The following is a 17,084-nucleotide window of genomic DNA, read 5'->3' as shown; positions in this document are numbered from 1 at the left end:
GGCGATGGGCCTTAACATCAAGGATCCGGAAGTTCATCAGCTCGCCCAGGCGATCTCTCGCGCTACCGGTGAGAGCATGACCCGGGTCGTCAAGGAGGCGCTCCGGGAGCGATATGCCCGCATCGAGCGCAGGAAGGGAAGGGCCAGTGTCGTGGAGTTGCTGGCGATCGCCGATCGGGCTGCCGCTCATGTGAAGCGCCCCTACGTCGATCATGCCCAGCTGCTCTATGACGAGAACGGCCTGCCGAAATGATCCTCGATACCTCGGCGCTGGTGGCAATTCTCTACCGTGAAGCCGAAGCGGTCGATTTTGTACGACTCATCCACGATGCTGAGGTGTGCCGTATCAGCGTTGTGAATTACGTCGAGTTGTCCATGGTGATCGAAAGTCAGCTCGGCCCGGAGGGTATGCGCCAGACCGAGGCCTTCTTTCGCCGCGCCGGCGTCGTGATCGAGCCGGTGACGGTCGATCATGGCGAGCTTGCCCGCCAAGCCTTTCTTGACTTCGGGAAGGGACGCCACAAGGCGGGCCTGAATTTTGGCGATTGCTTTTCCTACGCGCTGGCGAAGGCCACAGGCGAACCGCTCTTGTTCAAGGGCACTGATTTTAGCCAGACCGACATAAAGGCGGCTTAGGGCTGGCGGAGTATTTCTGTGTCCCCCCTTGGACGGACAACGGCGCGCAACAGCGTCGGCAGGCAAATGACGCAGCCGAAGCCAACAACCCGCAAAGGCCCATGCCCGCCGAAAATCACACTGGTCCACTACAACGCCCCGCGCGGGGAAGAGCACCACTATCAGATCTGGTCGCTGGACGGCCGCGGGCGCGGCTTCGATGGCCGCTGGGATGTCTTGGCGTCAGATGACCCTGAAGGTGCGGTGCGCATCCGGCGCTCGCAATCTACGTGGCAGGGATCCGCTACGGTTGCCCGGACCATGTCCCGGTGTTCGCCGGCGCGGTGGCTTTGGTGCCCCAAGCGGCCCTGGACGAGTTCGGCCCAGTGCCGAGTCCGTACGGCTAGATCGACATCTCACCCACGGGCCCGGCGGCTTCGGCTGCCGGGCTTCTCGCACCAGGCTCGGCCGGCGGGCCTCCCCTGATCGATCTGAATGGACTACTCCGATCGCCCGCATTGCGCGCCGACGGGGCTTGCCGAATGCTCCCAGGGCTGCTGGCCACGCAGACCAGGTCAGCAGGTGAACAGCGCGGACAAACTTGGGCCCGCCCGGTTCGCCGTGGCGGGCTTTCTCTTTGAGGCGACCCGTCATGTTTCGTTCAGGGGCCGGTTCTTTTGTGAACCAGCCCACGTTTCGTGTCAGCGGGGGGAAGATGGCATGAGCGTCAGAAGTGCGAAGGCTGATCGCGCACGACGCAATGCACTGAAGTCAGCCATGCTGGTGAGCGCGTTCTTGGTGACCAGCGCTCTGCATAGGCAGGCATCGGCAGACCCAGGCAACAACGGTAACGGCAAAGGAGGCTGTGGCAAAGGTCAGCAGACCAACGGATGCGGCGGCAATGGCGGCCATTGCTTTGCGCAGGGCACGCTTGTCCGGACGCGCGAGGGCCACCGGCCGATCGAAACCCTGGCAGCGGGCGACATGGTAGCGGTGCGTTCGGGGGACTTCGCGCCGATCAGGGCAATGGTCAGTCACACCCTGAACAGCGTGTCCGGGAAATGGGTTGGCGAGTCGAACCTGCCGGTTCTCATACAGCGTGGTACTCGCCTAACGCGGACCTTTGCCTCACGGCTTGGCATCCCGTCTACGTTGATGGTTTCCTGATTCCAATCGGCGATTTGGTCAATGGGACCAGCATCACCTTCGAGGCGGCGGGCGGCCGGGATACGCTCGACTTTTTCAATATCGAACTCGATCGCCACGACATTCTGGATGTGCAGGGCGCGTTCTGCGAGTCGCTGTGCCGAGCGGTGACCGAGCGCTGCGCACCGCTTTTGCGCCTTACCGGCGGCCGCAGCCAGCTTCGGTCGCGCATGCGTAGCGTGGCATCTATCGTGGTCGATCGGCGACAGCCAATCGACATCATTCGCGACAAGCTAGCTAGAGGAGCGCAGGGACGCCTTCGCGCGCGCAGCCTGACGTTTCTCCAGGCCGATCCGGTCGCGACCAGGCGCCTTGGCGCCTTCACCGAGAAAGTTGGCACCCGAATTGGCACCGGACGCACGATAACAGGCCAGGACGGGCAGGGACCAGCGGTCGCGGATCCTGCAACCGGGCGGGTTTTCTCGCAACTGAGGGGGTGTGGGCTAAGGTGTGGGCCTGAAAGGTGGTCCGTCGCTCAAGTGCCGTAGATGCGGGCATCTTTGAAGGATGTTGGCGGATGGGGTGGGATTCGAACCCACGGTGAAGTTGCCCCCACGCCGGTTTTCAAGACCGGTGCCTTAAACCGCTCGGCCACCCATCCGGACTGAACAATCGCGAGCGAGGGCCGGGACTTAGCAGGCAATGTCGACCGACCGCAAGACGCCCGGACAGCGCGGCTGGCCTCGCCGTGGTTGGAGCGTTGGCCAGCGCAGCACGGTGATCCGCTCCTTCCGCCAGTTCTTCCGGCGGAAGGGGTGGACGTTCCCGGTCGATCGAGGCCGTTGCCGGAAGCGTTCAGGCGGCCGGCAGCTCCGGCGCCAGCGCGATGCCGGGCATCCGGCTCGTGAGCTGCACCAGCACGCTGGCCGGGGCCGGGGCGGGCAGCTGCTCGACGATCGTCCAGTGCAGCGTGCCGCCATGGAACTGCCGGATGTTGCCGGTCACGATCCGGCCGGTTCCCGTCTGGCCAGCCGCCATCTCGATCGTGGGGATGTCGGTGAGCACGGCGGTGTTCTGCTTGGGATTGCCGACCTCCCGCTCCCAGAGCCAGATCAGGTCGTCATCCTTGACCTCGAACGGACCGCAGTCGGAGAAGCCGGCATGCTGCCAGGCGCGCTGGTCGTCGCTCTCGACGAACCACTGGCACTGGTCGAGGTCCAGCCTGAGGCAGGCGTAGCCACGGGTTTTGCCGTGAGCATCATAGACGACGAGATCGAGACGCATGGGAACCTCCGGGGATGTGCATCGAGCGGCCGGCGTCAGCGGCAGGTTGAGCCAGGCGTCGATGACGCATCGAGGTTGGCACCCGATCTGTTTCCGCACGACTGCACGGCTGCGCCGAATTGTTTCGTGCATTGCGCAGCCGCAGCCGCAGCCGCAGCCGGCGCCGGGCGCCCCGCGGCTGGCGGCCATGGATCGACCATGCTATGGCGCCGTCATGATCAGTCGTCGCTCATTCACTGTCCTCGCCGCAGGCGCTGCCGCCTTCCCGATCATTCCCGCCGCGGCCGATGCCGGCTTCCAGACCTGGCTGCAGGGCGTGCGCCGCGAGGCGCTGGCGCAAGGCGTCGACGCCGGCACGCTGGACCGCGCGTTCCGTGGCGTCGAGCCGATCCCGCGCGTGCTCGAGCTCGACCGCTCGCAGCCGGAGTTCAAGCTGACATGGCAGGAGTATCTCGATCGTGTCGTGTCCGAGGAGCGCGTCGCGCGCGGCCGTGAGCTGGCGCGCGCCAACGCGGCGCTGCTGAACCGCATCGGCGACAGCTATGGCGTGCCGCCCAAGGTGATCGTGGCGCTGTGGGGCATCGAAAGCCACTACGGCACCAAGATGGGCACGTTCTCGGTCGTGGGGTCGCTGGCGACGCTGGCCTACAACGGGCGGCGGCCGAAATATTTCCGCGCCGAACTGCTGGCGGCGCTGAAGATCCTGGCCCAGGGCCACATCACGCCTGACCGCATGGTGGGCTCCTGGGCCGGCGCCATGGGGCAATGCCAGTTCATGCCCACGAGCTTCCTGGCCCTGGCCGTCGATGGCGATGGCGACGGCAAGCGCGACATCTGGGGCAGCAAGGCGGATGTCTTCGCCTCGGCTGCGAACTTCCTGCGCAAGTCGGGTTGGCAGCAGGGCGTCGGCTGGGGCGAGGAGGTGACGGGCAAGCCGGGCGCGACCGCGCCGGCCGGCGGCCGCGTCGTGACCCCCGAGGGCGCCGGCGGCCGCACCTACCTCACAACGGCGAACTTCAAGGCCATCCGGCGCTGGAATCCGTCCGATTTCTTCGCGCTGGCCGTCGGAATCCTGTCCGACCGCATTGCTGCCTAGCGCTCGCCGTCCACCACCCGCGACCAAATTTCAGGTACACTGCTCCGACAGGGCAGGGGTGGGGGTAGTCGACGTATGGCTGAGCAAGATCGCGTGATAGGGGGAAGCCGTGCCCTGTGCTTCGCCCTCGCCGGGGCGCTGCTGCTGGTGCTGGCAGGCTGTGCCACGACCACGCCGTCAACGCCGGGGCCCACCGGCGGGCAGCAGGTGGCCGAGGCGCCGCCCAGCGCCTACATCAAGATGATGCGCGAGCACGGCATCAACGTCGCCGTGCCGACGCGCGGCAAGTTCATCATAGTGAACATCCCGTCCTACGAGCTGGTCGCTTTCAAGGACGGCGAGCCGGTCCTGCGCAGCCGCGTCGTGGTCGGGCAGCCGGCGACGCGCACGCCGGAGCTGAACTCGTCGATGTTCGCCGTGCGGTTCAACCCGTCCTGGACGCCGACACCGTCGATGATCCGCAACGAAGCCGCGGTCTACATCCCGCCCGGACCGAACAATCCGCTCGGCCGCATGATGCTGGAGCTCGACAACGACCAGTTCATCTATCTGCACGACACCAACCAGAAGGGCCTGTTCAAGCGGGAGCGGCGCGCCTTCAGCCACGGCTGCATCCGCGTGGAGCAGGTGCGGGCGCTGGCCGCCTGGGCGCTGGGCGTGACCGAGGACGAGATCGGCAAGATGATCGCCCGCGGCTCGACCTACTCGGTCCCGCTGCCGGAAGAGATCCCGGTGTTCCTGGTCTACTACACGCGCTTTCCCGACGAGCGCGGCCAGATCGCCAGCTATCCCGACGTCTATGTCAACTGGCAGGCCGAGGAGCGGGCCTACCTGGCGCGCGCCGCGGCCCGTCGCATGGCGGTGCCGACACCGGTGAAGCCGGCGGCGGCGCCGGCCCCGCCACCGGCGGCCGGGGAAAGTCCTGCACCGCCGGGTGAACAGCCTCCTGCGGCGCCGACGGCGCCTTCGGAGCCACCCCAGCCCACAGCCGAAGCGCCACCGGCGACAGCACCGACCGCGGCGCCTGCGCCGGCGGCCGAGACGCCCAAGCCGACGAGTGACTGAGCAGCGTGCCAATGCCGGCGATGCGTGTCACGTCGTGGGCGGCGCGCGTGATGCGACCTCCGGGTGGTCGAGCACGCTGACATGGTGCGGGCCGGCACCGCCGGGCGCGCCCCAGCCAGTGACGGCAGGGCCGAAGAACTCCAGATTGGCAGCGCGGAACGCCTCCTCCACGGCCGGCAGCTCGTCATCGGCATAGATCGCCTGCACGGGGCAGACCGACAGGCAGATGCCGCAGTCGATGCATTCGTCGGGCTGGATGTACATCATCCGCCCGCCTTCGTAGATGCTGTCGACCGGGCAGACCTTCTGGCAGGCGCCGTCCTTCACATCGATGCAGGCCGAGGCGATGACATGCGTCATGGCGTGCTGCCTCAGCGTCCCTGCCACTGTGGCGGACGCTTCTCCTGGAAGGCGCGCACGCCTTCCTCCTGGTCGGTCGACCGCAGGGCTTCGATCAGTGCCGGCAGGCGCAGCGCCTGGGCCTGGACGGCGGGCAATCCGGCGCCGGCGCGCACCATCTGCTTGATGGCCCGCACCGAGAGCGGCGCGCAGGCCAGGATGTCCGCCACCCAGCGGCCGACCGCCGCGTCCAGCTTGTCCGGCGCCACGACCTCGTTGACCAGGCCCAGGCGCAGCGCCTCGTCGGCGCCGATGCGTCGGCCGGTCAGCAGCAGTCCCATGGCCTGGACGTGGGGCAGGCGGCGCGCCAGCAGGGCGATGCCGCCATCCAGCGCCAGGCGGCCGACCCGCGGCTCCGGCAGGCCGAAGCTCGCCGTCGCCGACGCGACGACGATATCGCAGCCCAGCACCATCTCCATGCCGCCGCCCAGCGCGTGGCCGTTGACGCGCGCGATCACCGGCACATCGAGCGTCTCGCGCAGCGCAATGCCGCCGAAGCCGCCGGGACGGGGGGCGGCCCAGTATTCAAGCCCGCTCAATCCCGGCCCGCCCTTCATGTCGGCGCCGGTGCAGAAGGCGCGCTCCCCGGTGCCGGTCAGCACGACGGCCCGGACAGCGCGGTCGCGTTCGATCGCCTCCCAGATCCGCACGAGTTCGGCCTCCGTCGCCAGGTCGACGGCGTTCATCCGATCGGGCCGGTCGATCGTCACCCGCGCGACATGGCCCTCGACGCTGAAATGCACCGTCATGCCAGCACACCCGTGTCGCGCAGCCGGCGGATGCGGTCGGGGGAGAAGCCGGCCTCCGTCAGGATCGCCTCGCCATCGGCACCGAGCACCGGCGGCGCGTGACGAATCTGGAAGGCCGACGGATCCATGGTCAGCGGCGATCCGATCAGTGCCAGCGGGTCTTCAGCTCGATGCGAGACAACGCTGCCGTTGACCCGCGTCTGCTCGTGCGCCAGCGCCTGCGACAGCTTCAGGACCGGCGCGCACAGCAAGTCCTCCTCATCCAGCCGGGCCAGCCAGTGCTCCGTCGTGTTGCTGGCGAAGCGCTCCCTGAACAAGGCATGCAGCGCCGCCTTGTGCGCCATCTGGCCGTCGAAGGTGGCGTAGCGCGGGTCGGCCGACAGGTCCGGGAGCCCGAGCGCAGCGCAGATGTCCTGCAGCGGATTGGCCTTGAACGCACCGACCAGCACGACGGCGCCGTCGGTGGTCTTGAAGGCGCCGGTCAGCGGATAGGCACCCCAGCTGAAATCGCGGCCGCGCTGCAGCCACATCGCGGCTTCCTGCATCTGCATCGCCAGCATGGATTCGAACAGCGACACCGACACCTGCTGGCCGCGGCCCGTCTTCTCGCGCTGCAGCAGCGCCAGCAGGATCGCCTGCACCAGGTGCATGCCGGCCGAGTAGTCGCACAGCGAGGTGGCGTAGATGGTGAGCGGCTCGTCGTCGTTGCACTTGCGCATCATCACGCCCGACAGCGCCTGGGCCAGGATGTCCTGGCCGCCTTTGTAGGCCAGCGGCCCGGCCTGGCCGAAGCCGGAGCCGAAGGCGCAGATGATGCGCGGGTTGATCTCGGCCAGCTCGGCGTAGCCGAAGCCCATGCGCTCCATCACGCCGGCGCGGAAATTGTTGACCACGACGTCGGCGCCGCGCACCAGATCGTAGATCACCTGCCGGCCGTCCTCGCCACGCAGGTCGAGCGCGATGGAGCGCTTGTTGCGGTTGAGGCTGCGGAACACCGGGTTGTTCGGTCCGTCCGGATCGCCCGGGATCGAGCCGCGCGACAGGTCGCCGGCACCCGGCCGCTCGATCTTGATCACGTCGGCGCCGTAGTCGGCCAGCACCTGGGTGGCGCTCGGCCCCAGCATCACTTGCGAGAAGTCGATCACCCGCACGCCCGACAGGGGCTGGATCGCGTCGCTCTGCATGCTCTGTCGCTCCCGTTACGCGGCGGCTTGCGCCACATACGCATTGGCCGCCGGCTGGTCGCCCGGATCGGCGCCCTGGGCGCGCAGCACGGCCTGCAAGCGCGCCACGTCGATCTTGTCGACGGTGACGTCGGCTTGCAGCGCCAGCGCCGCGGCCACGCCCGTCGCCTCGCCCATCGCCATGCAGGGCGGGATCTCGCGCGAGATGCGCTGGGCCGCCGACGTCGCCGAATAGTGCCGGCCGGCCACCAGCAGCTGTGCCACGTGGCGCGGCAGCAAGGTCCGGTACGGGTAGTAGTAGTCGCGGCCGCGCGCGACGGAGTCGGCGAAGTGGCGGCGTTGCATGACGTCCTCCTTCGACATCACGTAGGCGCCGTCGAGCAGCCGCGTCTGGCGCACGCCGATCTGCGGCGCCACGTCGACGACGAAGGCGTTCTCGAAGCCCGGCATCTTCTGCCGCACATACGCCAGCAGGGCTGCGATGCGGTCGCGCCCCTGGAAATCGGCCCGGGTCAGGTCGTCGATCTTCAGGCCGTCGAAGCCAGCCATGTGCGGGCAGTTGCACCAGACGATGCCGGGCAGGGGGGTCTTCAGCCACCACTTGTCCCACGACCCGCCCATGATCCGCTTGGCCTCGCGATCGATGGCGTTGAATGCCTCCGGCTCCTCGTATTCGAAGCGCTCCGCCGTGTCGGTGTCGACGCCGCCCAGCCGGAACACGGTGGTGACGATGAAGGCGCCCTGGATGAACGGCGCGCCGGCCGAGGCCGCGACGTCGAGGTCGCCGGTGGCGTCGACCACCACCGATCCCATCACCGCCTGGCGGCCCTCCTTGGTATCGCAGATGACACCGGTGATGCGGCCGCCCTCGACGATGGCGCGCGAGAACCAGCTGTGCAGGCGCAGCTGAATGCCGGCTTCGCGCACCATGTCGTTGGCGACACGCTTGTAGCCGTCGGGATCGAACGCGCTGGCATAGCAGATCGGCTGCGGCTTCACGTGCGAATGGAAATCGAACACGCCCCAGCGCGACCATTTCCGCCACATCGCCTCGTCCGAGCGTCGATCGGCTTCCGGCGGCGTGACGCACAGGCCGATGCGTTCCATGCGGTCGATCATCTCGCCGCACAGGCCGCGCACGCTGATCTCGGGGCCGTTGCACATGTCGTCCAGCACCAGGACCATGCCGCCCGATGCCAGGCCGCCGAGATAGGCGTAGCGTTCCAGCAGTACCACCGACAGCCCGTTGCGGGCGCCGGCCACGGCGGCGGCGATGCCGGCCGGGCCGCCGCCGACGACGACCAGGTCGGCGCGGGCCACGACAGGGACATGGCCTTCCGGCTCGGCGATGTGAACGGATGTCATGCGAGTGGCTCCAAGCTTCGGGGGCAGGGGCGCGCAATCAGGCTGCGTGACCGACGTTCCATTTCAGCAGACGACGCTCAGCCCAGCTGATGACGCCGAAGAACGTGGCCGAGAACGCCGAGCCGACGACGATCGTGGCGTAGAGCAGGGGCGAGTCGAAATTGTAGGTCGCCTGGATGATCAGCGCGCCGATGCCGGCGGTGGCGCCGATCCATTCGCCGACAATGGCGCCGATCACCGCCGTCGAGGCCGCGATCTTGAGCGCGGAGAACAGGTAGGGCAGGGCGTTCTTCAGGCGCAGCTTGATGAACACCTCGCGCGGCGAGGCCGACAGGATGCGCATCAGCTCAAGCTGTTGCGGGCTCACGTCGCGCAGGCCGCGGGTCATGTTGACCAGGGTGGGGAAGAAGCAGATCAGCGCCGCGATGGCGATCTTCGGCTCCATGCCGTTGCCGAGCAGCAGCACCAGGATCGGCGCCTTGGCCACCACCGGGATGGTGTTGATCATCACCGCGACCGGGAAGAACGCCTCCTCGAGCGTGCGCTTGTAGACGAAGGCCGTGGCGATCGCGATTGCCGCCGCGTTGCCCAGCAGGAAGCCCGACAGCGCCTCGATGGCGGTCGGCAGCAGATTGGACATCAGCATGCCGAACTTGGCGGCCAGCACCTTGGCCACCATGCTGGGCGCCGGCGCGATGAACGGCTTGATGTCGAAGACGACGACCGCGATCTCCCATACCACCAGCAGGCCAACGACGGCCGCGATGGGCAGCAGGCGCCGCCGCCAGGCGAGCATCCGTTGTGTGCCTTCGAAGCGAGCCTGCGCTTCGGCATCCTCGGCGAAGGCGCCGCCCATCTGCAGGGCGTCTGTTGCGCGCAAGGACATCAGCAGGTTTCCAGGACACGGCGCAGGTGCGCGACAAGCTCGACGAAGGCGCGGGTCTCGCGCATCGCGATCTGGCGGGGCGCCGGCAGGTCAACGGGAACCAGCTCACGGACACGGCCGGGACGGGCTGCCAGCAGCAGCACCTCCTGGCCCAGGAATGCCGCTTCATAGATCGAGTGGGTGACGAACAGGATCGTCGTGCCCGTCTCCTCCCACACCCGCAGCAGCTCCTCGTTCAGGCGGTCGCGGGTGATCTCGTCCAGCGCGCCGAACGGCTCGTCCATCAGCAGCAGCTTCGGATCGTTGACCAGCGCCCGGGCGATCGACACCCGCTGGCGCATGCCGCCCGACAGCTCGTGCGGGTAGGCGTTCTCCCAGCCGGCCAGGCCGACCAGCTCGAGGAGCTCACGCGGACTGCGCTTGCCTGGCTGCGCGCGGCCACCGCCGACCTCGAGCGGCAGCTCGACATTCTGCTGCGCCGTGCGCCACGGCAGCAGGGCTGCGTCCTGGAACACGAAGCCGATGTCGCGCCGCTCACGCGCCACCGACGCATCGCCGCCCAGGACCCGCACTGAACCGCTAGACGGGGCGATCAGATCCGCCACCACGCGCAGCAACGTGGACTTGCCGCAGCCGGAAGGGCCGAGCAGGGTGACGAAGCCGCCGGGCTGGACCGAGAGGTCGACGCCGTCGAGCGCGGTCACGGTGCCGCGCTCGGTGGTGAAGCGGACCGTGATCCGGTCCAGGGTGATGGCGGGGGTAGCATCCCCTGCCGCGGTCGGCGCCATCCGGTCGGATGGACGGTCGAGGGCAAGAGCGGGCACGGCGCGTTCCCTCAACCGATCTTCGGGCGTTTGTCGCGCGTCGCATCGAGCAGCGCCGTGGTCATGACCGTCGTCACGGCGGGCGGCCCGGCGGAGAACTGGCTCAGGGCGGCGTAGAGGTCGATCTGCTCCTGCCACACCGCGGCGTCGAAGCAGCCCCAGCCGTTCTCCCGGGTCTTGTCGGTGAAGATGTAGCTCAGCAGGATCTTGGACGCGGTGAGCTCGTCATCGCGCACCAGGTCGGGGTATTCCTGCATGAAGAGGTCGACAGCCTTCTCCAGGTTGTCGTGGGCGTATTGCCAGCCGCGGCCGGCGGCGCGCAGGAAGCCGGCCAGCAGCGGCCCCTTGGCCTCCAGGGTCTTGGTGGTCGCGTAGTAGGGCATGGCGTAGAGGCGCACGCCGTGGTCCCACAGACGCATGGTGATCATATCGGGGCCCAGCGGCTTCAGCGCGGTGCGGTTGGTTTCCCAGCCCGTGACGCAGTCGACCTGCCCGGTGAGCAGCGGCGACATGTCGGCGCCGATGACCACGACCTTCACATCGCTCTCGGCGATCTTGTGCCTGCGCAGCAGCGCCGACAGCAGCACGCGGCCGGTGGCCTGGATGCCGACCTTCTTGCCGACCATGTCCTGCGGCGACTTGATCGGCTTGGCCGGCAGCGAGAAGAAGCTGTACGGATGCTGCTGAGCGCCGACGGCGAAGCACTTCACCGGAATGCCCTGGGAAGCCGCCAGCAGCAGCGACGGGCTTGACGAGACCTGGCCGATCTCATAGCGGCCCGACGCGACGATGGCGACGCCATCGATGCTGGGACCGCCCGGCTGGATCGTGAAGTTGATGCGTTCTTCCTCGAAATAGCCCAGCCGCTTGGCGACGATCTCGCCGAGCTGGTTGTTGTTGGCGAGCCAGCCCAGCTGCATGTTGATGGCCTGGGTGCCGGCCGGCTGAGCGAAGGTTCTGGCCGGCAGGATCAGCGGGCAGGCCAGGCCGGCGGTCAGGACAGCGCCGGTTCTGAGGACATGCCGTCGGGTGGCGGACGACGTGATCGCCATGATGCGCACCTCCCTTTCATGGGTCGCGTGGACCCCAGCTTCCTTGCCGACGGCGCTGCTGTTTTTCCTCGCTTCGGTCGACCGGTCGCCCTCGGATCGATTGACTTTAGGAGGGGTTCGGTGAACATCGGAAGAATAGAATTTCGCACGAGGTGATGCCTTTTTGGCATCGCTCTGATGCAGGGGAGATGGTGAGGCCATGCACGCGGTGGTGCTGCGCTACCTCGACAGCGTTGCCCGTCTGGGGTCGATCCGGCGCGCGGCGGCCGCGCTGAACGTGGCCTCATCCGCGGTCAACCGGCAGATCCTCAAGCTCGAAGACGAGATCGGCGTGGCGCTGTTCGAGCGGCGGGGCAACGGTGTGCGCCTGACCGCCGCGGGGGAACACCTTCTGCGTCACGCGCGCCATACCCTGTCCGAGTGGCAGCGCACATGCAACGATATCGCGGCGCTCAAGGGCGACATACACGGCGAGGTCAGGGTCGTGACGATCCCGTCGCTGCTCGTGCGCGTCGTGCCGCGGGCGATCGAGGCCGTGGCGGCCCAGCATCCCCATATCTCGTTTCGGGTGATCGATGCCGACCCGGCCGAGCACGTCGAGGAGATGCGCGCGGGCCGGCCGGATATCGCGCTGCTGTTCATCGACAAACGCCAACGCAGCTATGAGGTCATCGCCCGGTTGCGCACGGCGTTGGGGGCCATCATGCGGCCCGATCATCCGCTGGCGTCGACGGGCACGCTCACCTTGACGCAGTGCGCCGACTATCCCGTGGTGATGCTCAACGATCCATGGCTGCTGGACGCCGTGTCGGAAAGCGAGTTCGTCCATAGCGGGGCCCAGTTCGCCGCGCGCATCCTGTCCAATTCCCTGACCGTGATGAAGGCGGCGATAGCCTCCGGCCTCGGCATCGGCTTCTTCACCCCAACGGGCTTTGTGGATGAAATCCAGCGCGGGGAGCTGATCTGCGTGCCGCTGGTCGAGCCGGGCCTGGCGAGCAGCGAGATCGGTCTGTTCGTTCACCGCAGCCGCGCCACCGCACCGCATGTGCATGTTCTGGCCACCGAGCTGGTTCGCCACCTGGACGATCTGATGCAGGACATCCGCGCCATCGAGCCGCGCTGAACATCCCTTCTCTCCGCCTGTAGGCTGGCCGGCACCCCACCGGTATGGTAAAAAGCCAATCAATGAACACCATATCACGTTGCCCGCAGTCCCCTCCTGCGTGGCTGGTCGTGGCGCCTGCGCTATTGGCGTTGGTGCTCGGCGGTTGTGGCACCCGTGCCGGCTCGCCCGACACGAGCCGAGGCAGCTACAAGGTCGGCAATCCCTACACGATTGCCGGCCGAACCTATTATCCGGCCGAGAACTGGTCGTACGCCGAGACCGGCCAGGCGTCGTGGTACGGTCCCGGCTTCCACGGCAACAGCACCGCCAACGGCGAACCCTACAATCAGAACCTGCCGTCGGCGGCGCACCGAACGCTGCCGATGCCCAGCATCGTGCGTGTCACCAACCTGGACAACGGCCGCGTGGCGGTGGTGCGCATCAACGACCGCGGACCGTTCGCGCGCGAACGCATCATCGACCTCTCGAAGGCGGCGGCCGAGCAGCTCGACATGACCCGTGCCGGCACGGCCGCCGTGCGGGTCGAGCTCATGGAGCGCGAAAGCCGCGTCGTGAAAGACGTCGCGATGGGCGGCGGCAGCGCCGCCGAGCAGCTCGCCGCGATCCAGCGCCCGTCGTCGCAGCCGGCGCCTGTGATGGTCGCCGCGGCGCCTCCGCCACCACCGCCGGCGCCGGTGGCCGAGGTGCCGCCGCCACCGCCACCATCATCGCCGGCCGCGTTCGTGCAGGCGAGCGCGCCGCCCGCGGTCGCTCCCGCCGTCGTGCCGGCCGTGGCGACCGTGCCGCCGGCCGGCGGCTATTTCGTGCAGGCCGGGGCTTTCGCCAGCCTTGATAACGCCGAGCGGCTGCGCACGACCTTGGCGCGCTTCGGCGACACATCGATCGGCCAGACCGTCAGCACCGGTGGTGTGACGGTGTATCGCGTGCGGATTGGCCCCTATGCCAGCCCGGACGAGGCCTATAACGTGCAGGGATCCTTGCAGCGCGCCGGACATAGCGACTGCCGGGTCGTATCCGAATAGGGAGCCGGAGGAGATCGATGCCGCATCGCCCGCCCGTACTGTTGGCGGCCCTGCTGGCCGCGCCGCTCCTGCTGGTCGCGGCGCCGCTGGCCGCCCAGGCCCAGCAGCAGGAAGCGCAGGCCACCAAGCCCGGCGCCAAGCCGAAAACGCCGCCGGGCCACAGGGGCGCCGGCGCGTCGCCCAAGGCCGGGCCGCCGCTTGACGCATTGCCGCCGTCGCAGATCGGCATCGGCACCCTGGCGCGCTTCGCCTACCTCATCGATGCCACGACCGATGCGGTGCTCCTGTTCAAGGACGCCGACAAGCCGATGATGCCGTCGTCGATGGCCAAGATGATGACGGTCTATCTGGTGTTCGAGGATCTCAAGGCCGGCCGCTTGAAGCCCGACACCAGGTTCCGGGTCAGCGAGCGGGCACGCAGCATGGGCGGCTCGCGCATGTTCGTGGAGATCAACTCGGAGATCACGATCGACGACCTGATCAAGGGCGTCATCACGCTGTCGGGCAACGACGCCTGTGTCGTGCTGGCCGAAGGCATGTCGGGCACCGAGGAGACGTTCGCGGCCCGCATGAACAAGCGGGCGAAAGAGCTGGGCATGACCGGCTCGGTGTTCAAGAACGCGAGCGGCTGGCCCGTCGAGGGCATGTATGTCACGGCCCGTGACCTGGCGATCCTCGCCAAGCGCACCATCGAGGATTTCCCGGAGTACTACCGCTACTACAACATGACCGAGTTCACCTGGAACAACATCCGCCAGGAGAACCGCAACCGGCTGCTGGGCATGACGCCCGGCACCGACGGCCTGAAGACCGGACATTCGGAGGACGCCGGCTACGGGCTCACGGCCTCGGCCATCCGTGACGGAAGGCGCCTGATCCTGGTGGTCAACGGGCTGAGCGACATGCGCTCGCGCACCAGCGAGTCGGCGCGGCTGATGGAGTGGGGCTTCCGCGAGTACAGCAACAAGGTGGCGTTCCGCACCGGCGAGACCGTGGCGCTGGCCGATGTCTGGCTCGGCGAGGCGGGCAAGGTGCCGCTGGTTGCCGCCAAGCCGATCGCCGCCACCGTGCCGGTCGGGCAGGAAGCCGGCGTGCGCGTGAAGGTCGAGTACGAGGGCCCCGTGCGCGCGCCGATCCGCAAGGGCGAGCGGATCGGCAAGGCGGTCGTGCAGGCGGCGGCAGGCGCCAGTCCGGTCGAGATCCCGCTCTATGCCGGCGACGACGTGCCGCGGCTGGGTCCGGTCGGCCGCGCCTTCGGCGTGATCAAGCACTACCTCTTCGGCTGGATGTCGTCATGACCCAGCCTTCCCCCGGAGGGGGAAAGGGCACGTTCATCACCCTGGAAGGGGGCGAGGGCGCGGGCAAGTCGACGCATATCCGCTTCCTCGCCGAGCATCTGCGCGCGCGGGGCGTGGACGTCCTCACCACCCGCGAGCCCGGCGGCGCGCCGGGCGCCGAGCTGATCCGCAAGCTGCTGGTCGAGGGCCCGCCCGACGCCTGGGACAGCACCACCGAAGCGCTGCTGATGTTCGCAGCGCGCCGCGATCACCTCGAGCGGACCATCCGCCCGGCCCTGGCGCGCGGCCAGTGGGTGATCAGCGACCGGTTCGCCGATTCCAGCCGGGCCTATCAGGGCTACGGCCACGGCGTCGCGCACGAGCGCATCGAGACGCTGTACCGGCTGGCGGTAGGCGACTTCGCGCCTGACCTCACGATCATCCTCGATCTGCCGGTCGCGACCGGCCTGGCGCGCGCCGCGGCGCGGCATGGCGTCGAGGACCGCTTCGAGCGCTTCGGCCCCGCCTTCCACGAGCGCGTGCGCGAAGGCTTCCGCGCCATCGCCAACGCCGAGCCGCAGCGCTGCGCCCTCATCGACGCCGACGCGCCGATCGAGGCCGTGCGTGCCCGGGTGCTTCAGGTCGTGACGGAGCGGCTGGGTATCGGCTAGGAAGAATCGCCCTTCTCCCCGCGAAGGCGGGGAGAAGATGGACGCCGCGCAGCGGCGGCCGGATGAGGGGCTTTTTTGATGCCGCTGCAGATCGCGGTGCAGGAAAGGTGAGGCGCTCTTTGGACGTCGTGCATCCCGTAGGATCGCGAAGCCCCTCATCCGGCGCTTCGCGCCACCTTCTCCCCGCCTTCGCGGGGAGAAGGGAAAGTGTTGCCTGATGGCACGGCGGCCCGAGAAGGACGAGGCTGTGGCGCCGCCGTGGCCGGCGCCGCGGCTCAACCCGCGGCTGATCGGCCATGCTGGCGCTGAGGCCACGCTTCTGGCGGCGCTGGCTGCCGGCAAGCTGCCGCATGCCTGGCTGATCGCCGGGCCGCGCGGCATCGGCAAGGCGACCCTGGCGCATCGCTTCGCGCGCTTCCTGCTCGCCGGCGATCCCGGCGGCGGCCTGTTCGGCGGCCCGGCCTCGCTCGAGACGGACATGGCGACGCCGGCCGTGCATCGCGTCGCGGCCGGCGGCCATGCCGATCTGCGCGTCGTCGAGCGCAGCCTGGGCGACCGGGGCCGGCTGCGCAGCGAGATCGTGGTCGAGGATGTGCGCGGGCTGGGCGGCTTCATGCGCCTGACGCCGGCCGAAGGCGGCTGGCGGGTGGCGATCATCGACGCGGCCGATGAGATGAACCGCAACGCCGCCAACGCGGTGCTCAAGATCCTCGAGGAGCCGCCGCCGCGATCCGTGCTGCTGCTGGTGGCGCATGCCCCCGGGCGGCTGCTGCCCACGATCCGCTCGCGCTGCCGGCGCCTGAACCTGCATGCGCTGACCGAGGATGCGGTCGTCGGGCTGATGGCCGACTACATGCCCGGCACGGCCGCGGACGAGAGCCGGGCGCTGGCGCGCCTCGCCGACGGCAGCATCGGTCGCGCGCTCGAGCTGGCGCGCGCCGGCGGGCTGGAGCTCTACCGCGCCATGGTCGACCTGCTGGCCGGGCTGCCGTCGCTCGATATCGCCGCCGCGCACGCCTTCGCCGATCGCGTGGCGCGCCGCACAGAGGAGGGCGACAGCGACTATCGCACCGTCGCTTTCCTGCTCGACTGGTGGCTGACGTCACTGATCCGTCACGGGGCCGCGGGCGGCGGGCATGAGGCGCTTGTGGCCCGCGAGGCTGGCCTGCGCGAGCGGTTGCTGGCGGCAGCCGGCCTTGATCGCTGGATGCAGGTATGGGAGAAGGTCGCCCACCTGTTCGCCCGTGCCGATGCCGTCAATCTCGATCGCAAGCAGGTGGTGCTCGGCAGCTTTCTCGCCCTGCAGGCGGCGACCCGCTGAAC

The 17,084-nt window shown here is 68.5% G+C and carries 19 protein-coding genes and 1 tRNA gene; 11 read left to right on the top strand and 9 right to left on the bottom strand.

The window, feature by feature from the left end; translation table 11 throughout:
• Window positions 1–4 precede the first annotated feature (4 nt).
• From FHP25_RS26600 to FHP25_RS42685, 4 genes are all read left to right on the top strand, one after another.
• The gene (locus tag FHP25_RS26600) at window positions 5–253 is read left to right on the top strand and encodes a type II toxin-antitoxin system VapB family antitoxin (RefSeq protein WP_147850010.1); all 249 of its coding nucleotides are present in this window, start codon (window positions 5–7) and stop codon (window positions 251–253) included.
• A complete protein-coding gene (locus FHP25_RS26595) occupies window positions 250–636 on the top strand; it encodes a type II toxin-antitoxin system VapC family toxin (protein WP_147850009.1) in 387 nt (128 codons plus the stop codon). The genes FHP25_RS26600 and FHP25_RS26595 overlap by 4 nt, the downstream gene beginning before the upstream one ends.
• 699 nt (window positions 637–1,335) lie before the next feature.
• Window positions 1,336–1,782 (top strand): Hint domain-containing protein, encoded by a 447-nt coding sequence (locus FHP25_RS26590; protein WP_178133800.1) that lies wholly within the window; start codon window positions 1,336–1,338, stop codon window positions 1,780–1,782.
• Window positions 1,677–2,309: a Hint domain-containing protein gene (locus FHP25_RS42685; RefSeq protein WP_147850007.1), complete on the top strand. Its 633-nt coding sequence runs from the start codon at window positions 1,677–1,679 to the stop codon at window positions 2,307–2,309. The genes FHP25_RS26590 and FHP25_RS42685 overlap by 106 nt, the downstream gene beginning before the upstream one ends.
• Before the next feature lie 23 nt (window positions 2,310–2,332).
• Here FHP25_RS42685 and FHP25_RS26580 read toward each other — a convergent pair.
• Together FHP25_RS26580 and FHP25_RS26575 are read right to left on the bottom strand one after the other, a co-directional pair.
• Window positions 2,333–2,422 (bottom strand) — tRNA-Ser (locus FHP25_RS26580).
• A gap of 194 nt (window positions 2,423–2,616) precedes the next feature.
• Window positions 2,617–3,045 carry a hypothetical protein gene (locus FHP25_RS26575; RefSeq protein ID WP_147850006.1) on the bottom strand — a complete coding sequence of 143 codons (429 nt, stop codon included), beginning with the start codon at window positions 3,043–3,045 and terminating at the stop codon, window positions 2,617–2,619.
• Between the two features lie 214 nt (window positions 3,046–3,259).
• On the opposite strand from FHP25_RS26575, the gene FHP25_RS26570 reads away from it, so the two are divergent.
• Both FHP25_RS26570 and FHP25_RS26565 read left to right on the top strand, forming a co-directional pair.
• A complete protein-coding gene (locus tag FHP25_RS26570; RefSeq protein WP_147850005.1) occupies window positions 3,260–4,141 on the top strand; it encodes a lytic murein transglycosylase in 882 nt (293 codons plus the stop codon).
• A 75-nt stretch (window positions 4,142–4,216) separates the two neighbouring features.
• On the top strand, window positions 4,217–5,206 hold the full coding sequence (locus FHP25_RS26565) for a L,D-transpeptidase family protein (protein ID WP_147850004.1): 990 nt from the start codon (window positions 4,217–4,219) through the stop codon (window positions 5,204–5,206).
• A gap of 27 nt (window positions 5,207–5,233) precedes the next feature.
• Here the strand turns inward: FHP25_RS26565 and fdxA are convergent, their stop codons facing one another.
• Genes fdxA through FHP25_RS26530 form a run of 7 tightly spaced genes read right to left on the bottom strand, consistent with a single transcriptional unit; the run spans window position 5,234 to window position 11,665 of the window.
• The gene (gene fdxA / locus FHP25_RS26560) at window positions 5,234–5,566 is read right to left on the bottom strand and encodes a ferredoxin (RefSeq protein WP_147850003.1); all 333 of its coding nucleotides are present in this window, start codon (window positions 5,564–5,566) and stop codon (window positions 5,234–5,236) included.
• An 11-nt stretch (window positions 5,567–5,577) separates the two neighbouring features.
• Window positions 5,578–6,354, bottom strand: coding sequence for an enoyl-CoA hydratase-related protein (locus FHP25_RS26555; protein ID WP_147850002.1), 777 nt, complete (start codon window positions 6,352–6,354; stop codon window positions 5,578–5,580).
• On the bottom strand, window positions 6,351–7,538 hold the full coding sequence (locus tag FHP25_RS26550; protein ID WP_147850001.1) for a CaiB/BaiF CoA transferase family protein: 1,188 nt from the start codon (window positions 7,536–7,538) through the stop codon (window positions 6,351–6,353). Before FHP25_RS26550 ends, FHP25_RS26555 begins: the two co-directional genes overlap by 4 nt.
• A 15-nt stretch (window positions 7,539–7,553) precedes the next feature.
• Complete coding sequence (locus FHP25_RS26545; RefSeq protein WP_147850000.1) at window positions 7,554–8,903, bottom strand: FAD-dependent oxidoreductase; 1,350 nt, start codon at window positions 8,901–8,903, stop codon at window positions 7,554–7,556.
• Between the two features lie 37 nt (window positions 8,904–8,940).
• The gene (locus FHP25_RS26540; RefSeq protein WP_147849999.1) at window positions 8,941–9,789 is read right to left on the bottom strand and encodes an ABC transporter permease; all 849 of its coding nucleotides are present in this window, start codon (window positions 9,787–9,789) and stop codon (window positions 8,941–8,943) included.
• Entirely contained in the window at window positions 9,789–10,577 is a 789-nt protein-coding gene (locus FHP25_RS26535) for an ABC transporter ATP-binding protein (protein ID WP_147850075.1), read from the bottom strand. Before FHP25_RS26535 ends, FHP25_RS26540 begins: the two co-directional genes overlap by 1 nt.
• A 47-nt stretch (window positions 10,578–10,624) precedes the next feature.
• Window positions 10,625–11,665 (bottom strand): ABC transporter substrate-binding protein, encoded by a 1,041-nt coding sequence (locus FHP25_RS26530; RefSeq protein WP_178133799.1) that lies wholly within the window; start codon window positions 11,663–11,665, stop codon window positions 10,625–10,627.
• 199 nt (window positions 11,666–11,864) lie between these two features.
• Between FHP25_RS26530 and FHP25_RS26525 the strand changes: the two genes are divergently transcribed.
• From FHP25_RS26525 to FHP25_RS26505, 5 genes are all read left to right on the top strand, one after another.
• On the top strand, window positions 11,865–12,788 hold the full coding sequence (locus FHP25_RS26525; RefSeq protein WP_147849998.1) for a LysR family transcriptional regulator: 924 nt from the start codon (window positions 11,865–11,867) through the stop codon (window positions 12,786–12,788).
• Between the two features lie 134 nt (window positions 12,789–12,922).
• Window positions 12,923–13,813 carry a septal ring lytic transglycosylase RlpA family protein gene (locus FHP25_RS26520; RefSeq protein WP_231712487.1) on the top strand — a complete coding sequence of 297 codons (891 nt, stop codon included), beginning with the start codon at window positions 12,923–12,925 and terminating at the stop codon, window positions 13,811–13,813.
• A 17-nt stretch (window positions 13,814–13,830) separates the two neighbouring features.
• Window positions 13,831–15,111 (top strand): D-alanyl-D-alanine carboxypeptidase family protein, encoded by a 1,281-nt coding sequence (locus tag FHP25_RS26515; protein ID WP_147849996.1) that lies wholly within the window; start codon window positions 13,831–13,833, stop codon window positions 15,109–15,111.
• Window positions 15,108–15,761 carry a dTMP kinase gene (tmk, locus tag FHP25_RS26510; RefSeq protein WP_147849995.1) on the top strand — a complete coding sequence of 218 codons (654 nt, stop codon included), beginning with the start codon at window positions 15,108–15,110 and terminating at the stop codon, window positions 15,759–15,761. The genes FHP25_RS26515 and tmk overlap by 4 nt, the downstream gene beginning before the upstream one ends.
• A gap of 217 nt (window positions 15,762–15,978) precedes the next feature.
• The gene (locus FHP25_RS26505) at window positions 15,979–17,082 is read left to right on the top strand and encodes a DNA polymerase III subunit delta' (protein WP_147849994.1); all 1,104 of its coding nucleotides are present in this window, start codon (window positions 15,979–15,981) and stop codon (window positions 17,080–17,082) included.
• The last annotated feature ends 2 nt before the right edge of the window (window positions 17,083–17,084 follow it).

Origin of the sequence: Vineibacter terrae (genome assembly GCF_008039615.1) — a bacterium.
In the GTDB taxonomy this organism is placed as follows: Bacteria; Pseudomonadota; Alphaproteobacteria; order Reyranellales; family Reyranellaceae; genus Vineibacter; species Vineibacter terrae.
This window is presented reverse-complemented; position numbering and strand designations above follow the sequence as displayed.

Coding starts and splice junctions, on each gene's coding strand:
- FHP25_RS26600 (WP_147850010.1), top strand. CDS start 5: ATGGGCCTTAACATCAAGGATCCGGAAGTTCATCAGCTCGCCCAGGCG.
- FHP25_RS26595 (WP_147850009.1), top strand. CDS start 250: ATGATCCTCGATACCTCGGCGCTGGTGGCAATTCTCTACCGTGAAGCC.
- FHP25_RS26590 (WP_178133800.1), top strand. CDS start 1,336: ATGAGCGTCAGAAGTGCGAAGGCTGATCGCGCACGACGCAATGCACTG.
- FHP25_RS42685 (WP_147850007.1), top strand. CDS start 1,677: ATGGGTTGGCGAGTCGAACCTGCCGGTTCTCATACAGCGTGGTACTCG.
- FHP25_RS26575 (WP_147850006.1), bottom strand. CDS start 3,045: ATGCGTCTCGATCTCGTCGTCTATGATGCTCACGGCAAAACCCGTGGC.
- FHP25_RS26570 (WP_147850005.1), top strand. CDS start 3,260: ATGATCAGTCGTCGCTCATTCACTGTCCTCGCCGCAGGCGCTGCCGCC.
- FHP25_RS26565 (WP_147850004.1), top strand. CDS start 4,217: ATGGCTGAGCAAGATCGCGTGATAGGGGGAAGCCGTGCCCTGTGCTTC.
- fdxA (WP_147850003.1), bottom strand. CDS start 5,566: ATGACGCATGTCATCGCCTCGGCCTGCATCGATGTGAAGGACGGCGCC.
- FHP25_RS26555 (WP_147850002.1), bottom strand. CDS start 6,354: ATGACGGTGCATTTCAGCGTCGAGGGCCATGTCGCGCGGGTGACGATC.
- FHP25_RS26550 (WP_147850001.1), bottom strand. CDS start 7,538: ATGCAGAGCGACGCGATCCAGCCCCTGTCGGGCGTGCGGGTGATCGAC.
- FHP25_RS26545 (WP_147850000.1), bottom strand. CDS start 8,903: ATGACATCCGTTCACATCGCCGAGCCGGAAGGCCATGTCCCTGTCGTG.
- FHP25_RS26540 (WP_147849999.1), bottom strand. CDS start 9,789: ATGTCCTTGCGCGCAACAGACGCCCTGCAGATGGGCGGCGCCTTCGCC.
- FHP25_RS26535 (WP_147850075.1), bottom strand. CDS start 10,577: ATGGCGCCGACCGCGGCAGGGGATGCTACCCCCGCCATCACCCTGGAC.
- FHP25_RS26530 (WP_178133799.1), bottom strand. CDS start 11,665: ATGGCGATCACGTCGTCCGCCACCCGACGGCATGTCCTCAGAACCGGC.
- FHP25_RS26525 (WP_147849998.1), top strand. CDS start 11,865: ATGCACGCGGTGGTGCTGCGCTACCTCGACAGCGTTGCCCGTCTGGGG.
- FHP25_RS26515 (WP_147849996.1), top strand. CDS start 13,831: ATGCCGCATCGCCCGCCCGTACTGTTGGCGGCCCTGCTGGCCGCGCCG.
- tmk (WP_147849995.1), top strand. CDS start 15,108: ATGACCCAGCCTTCCCCCGGAGGGGGAAAGGGCACGTTCATCACCCTG.
- FHP25_RS26505 (WP_147849994.1), top strand. CDS start 15,979: ATGGCACGGCGGCCCGAGAAGGACGAGGCTGTGGCGCCGCCGTGGCCG.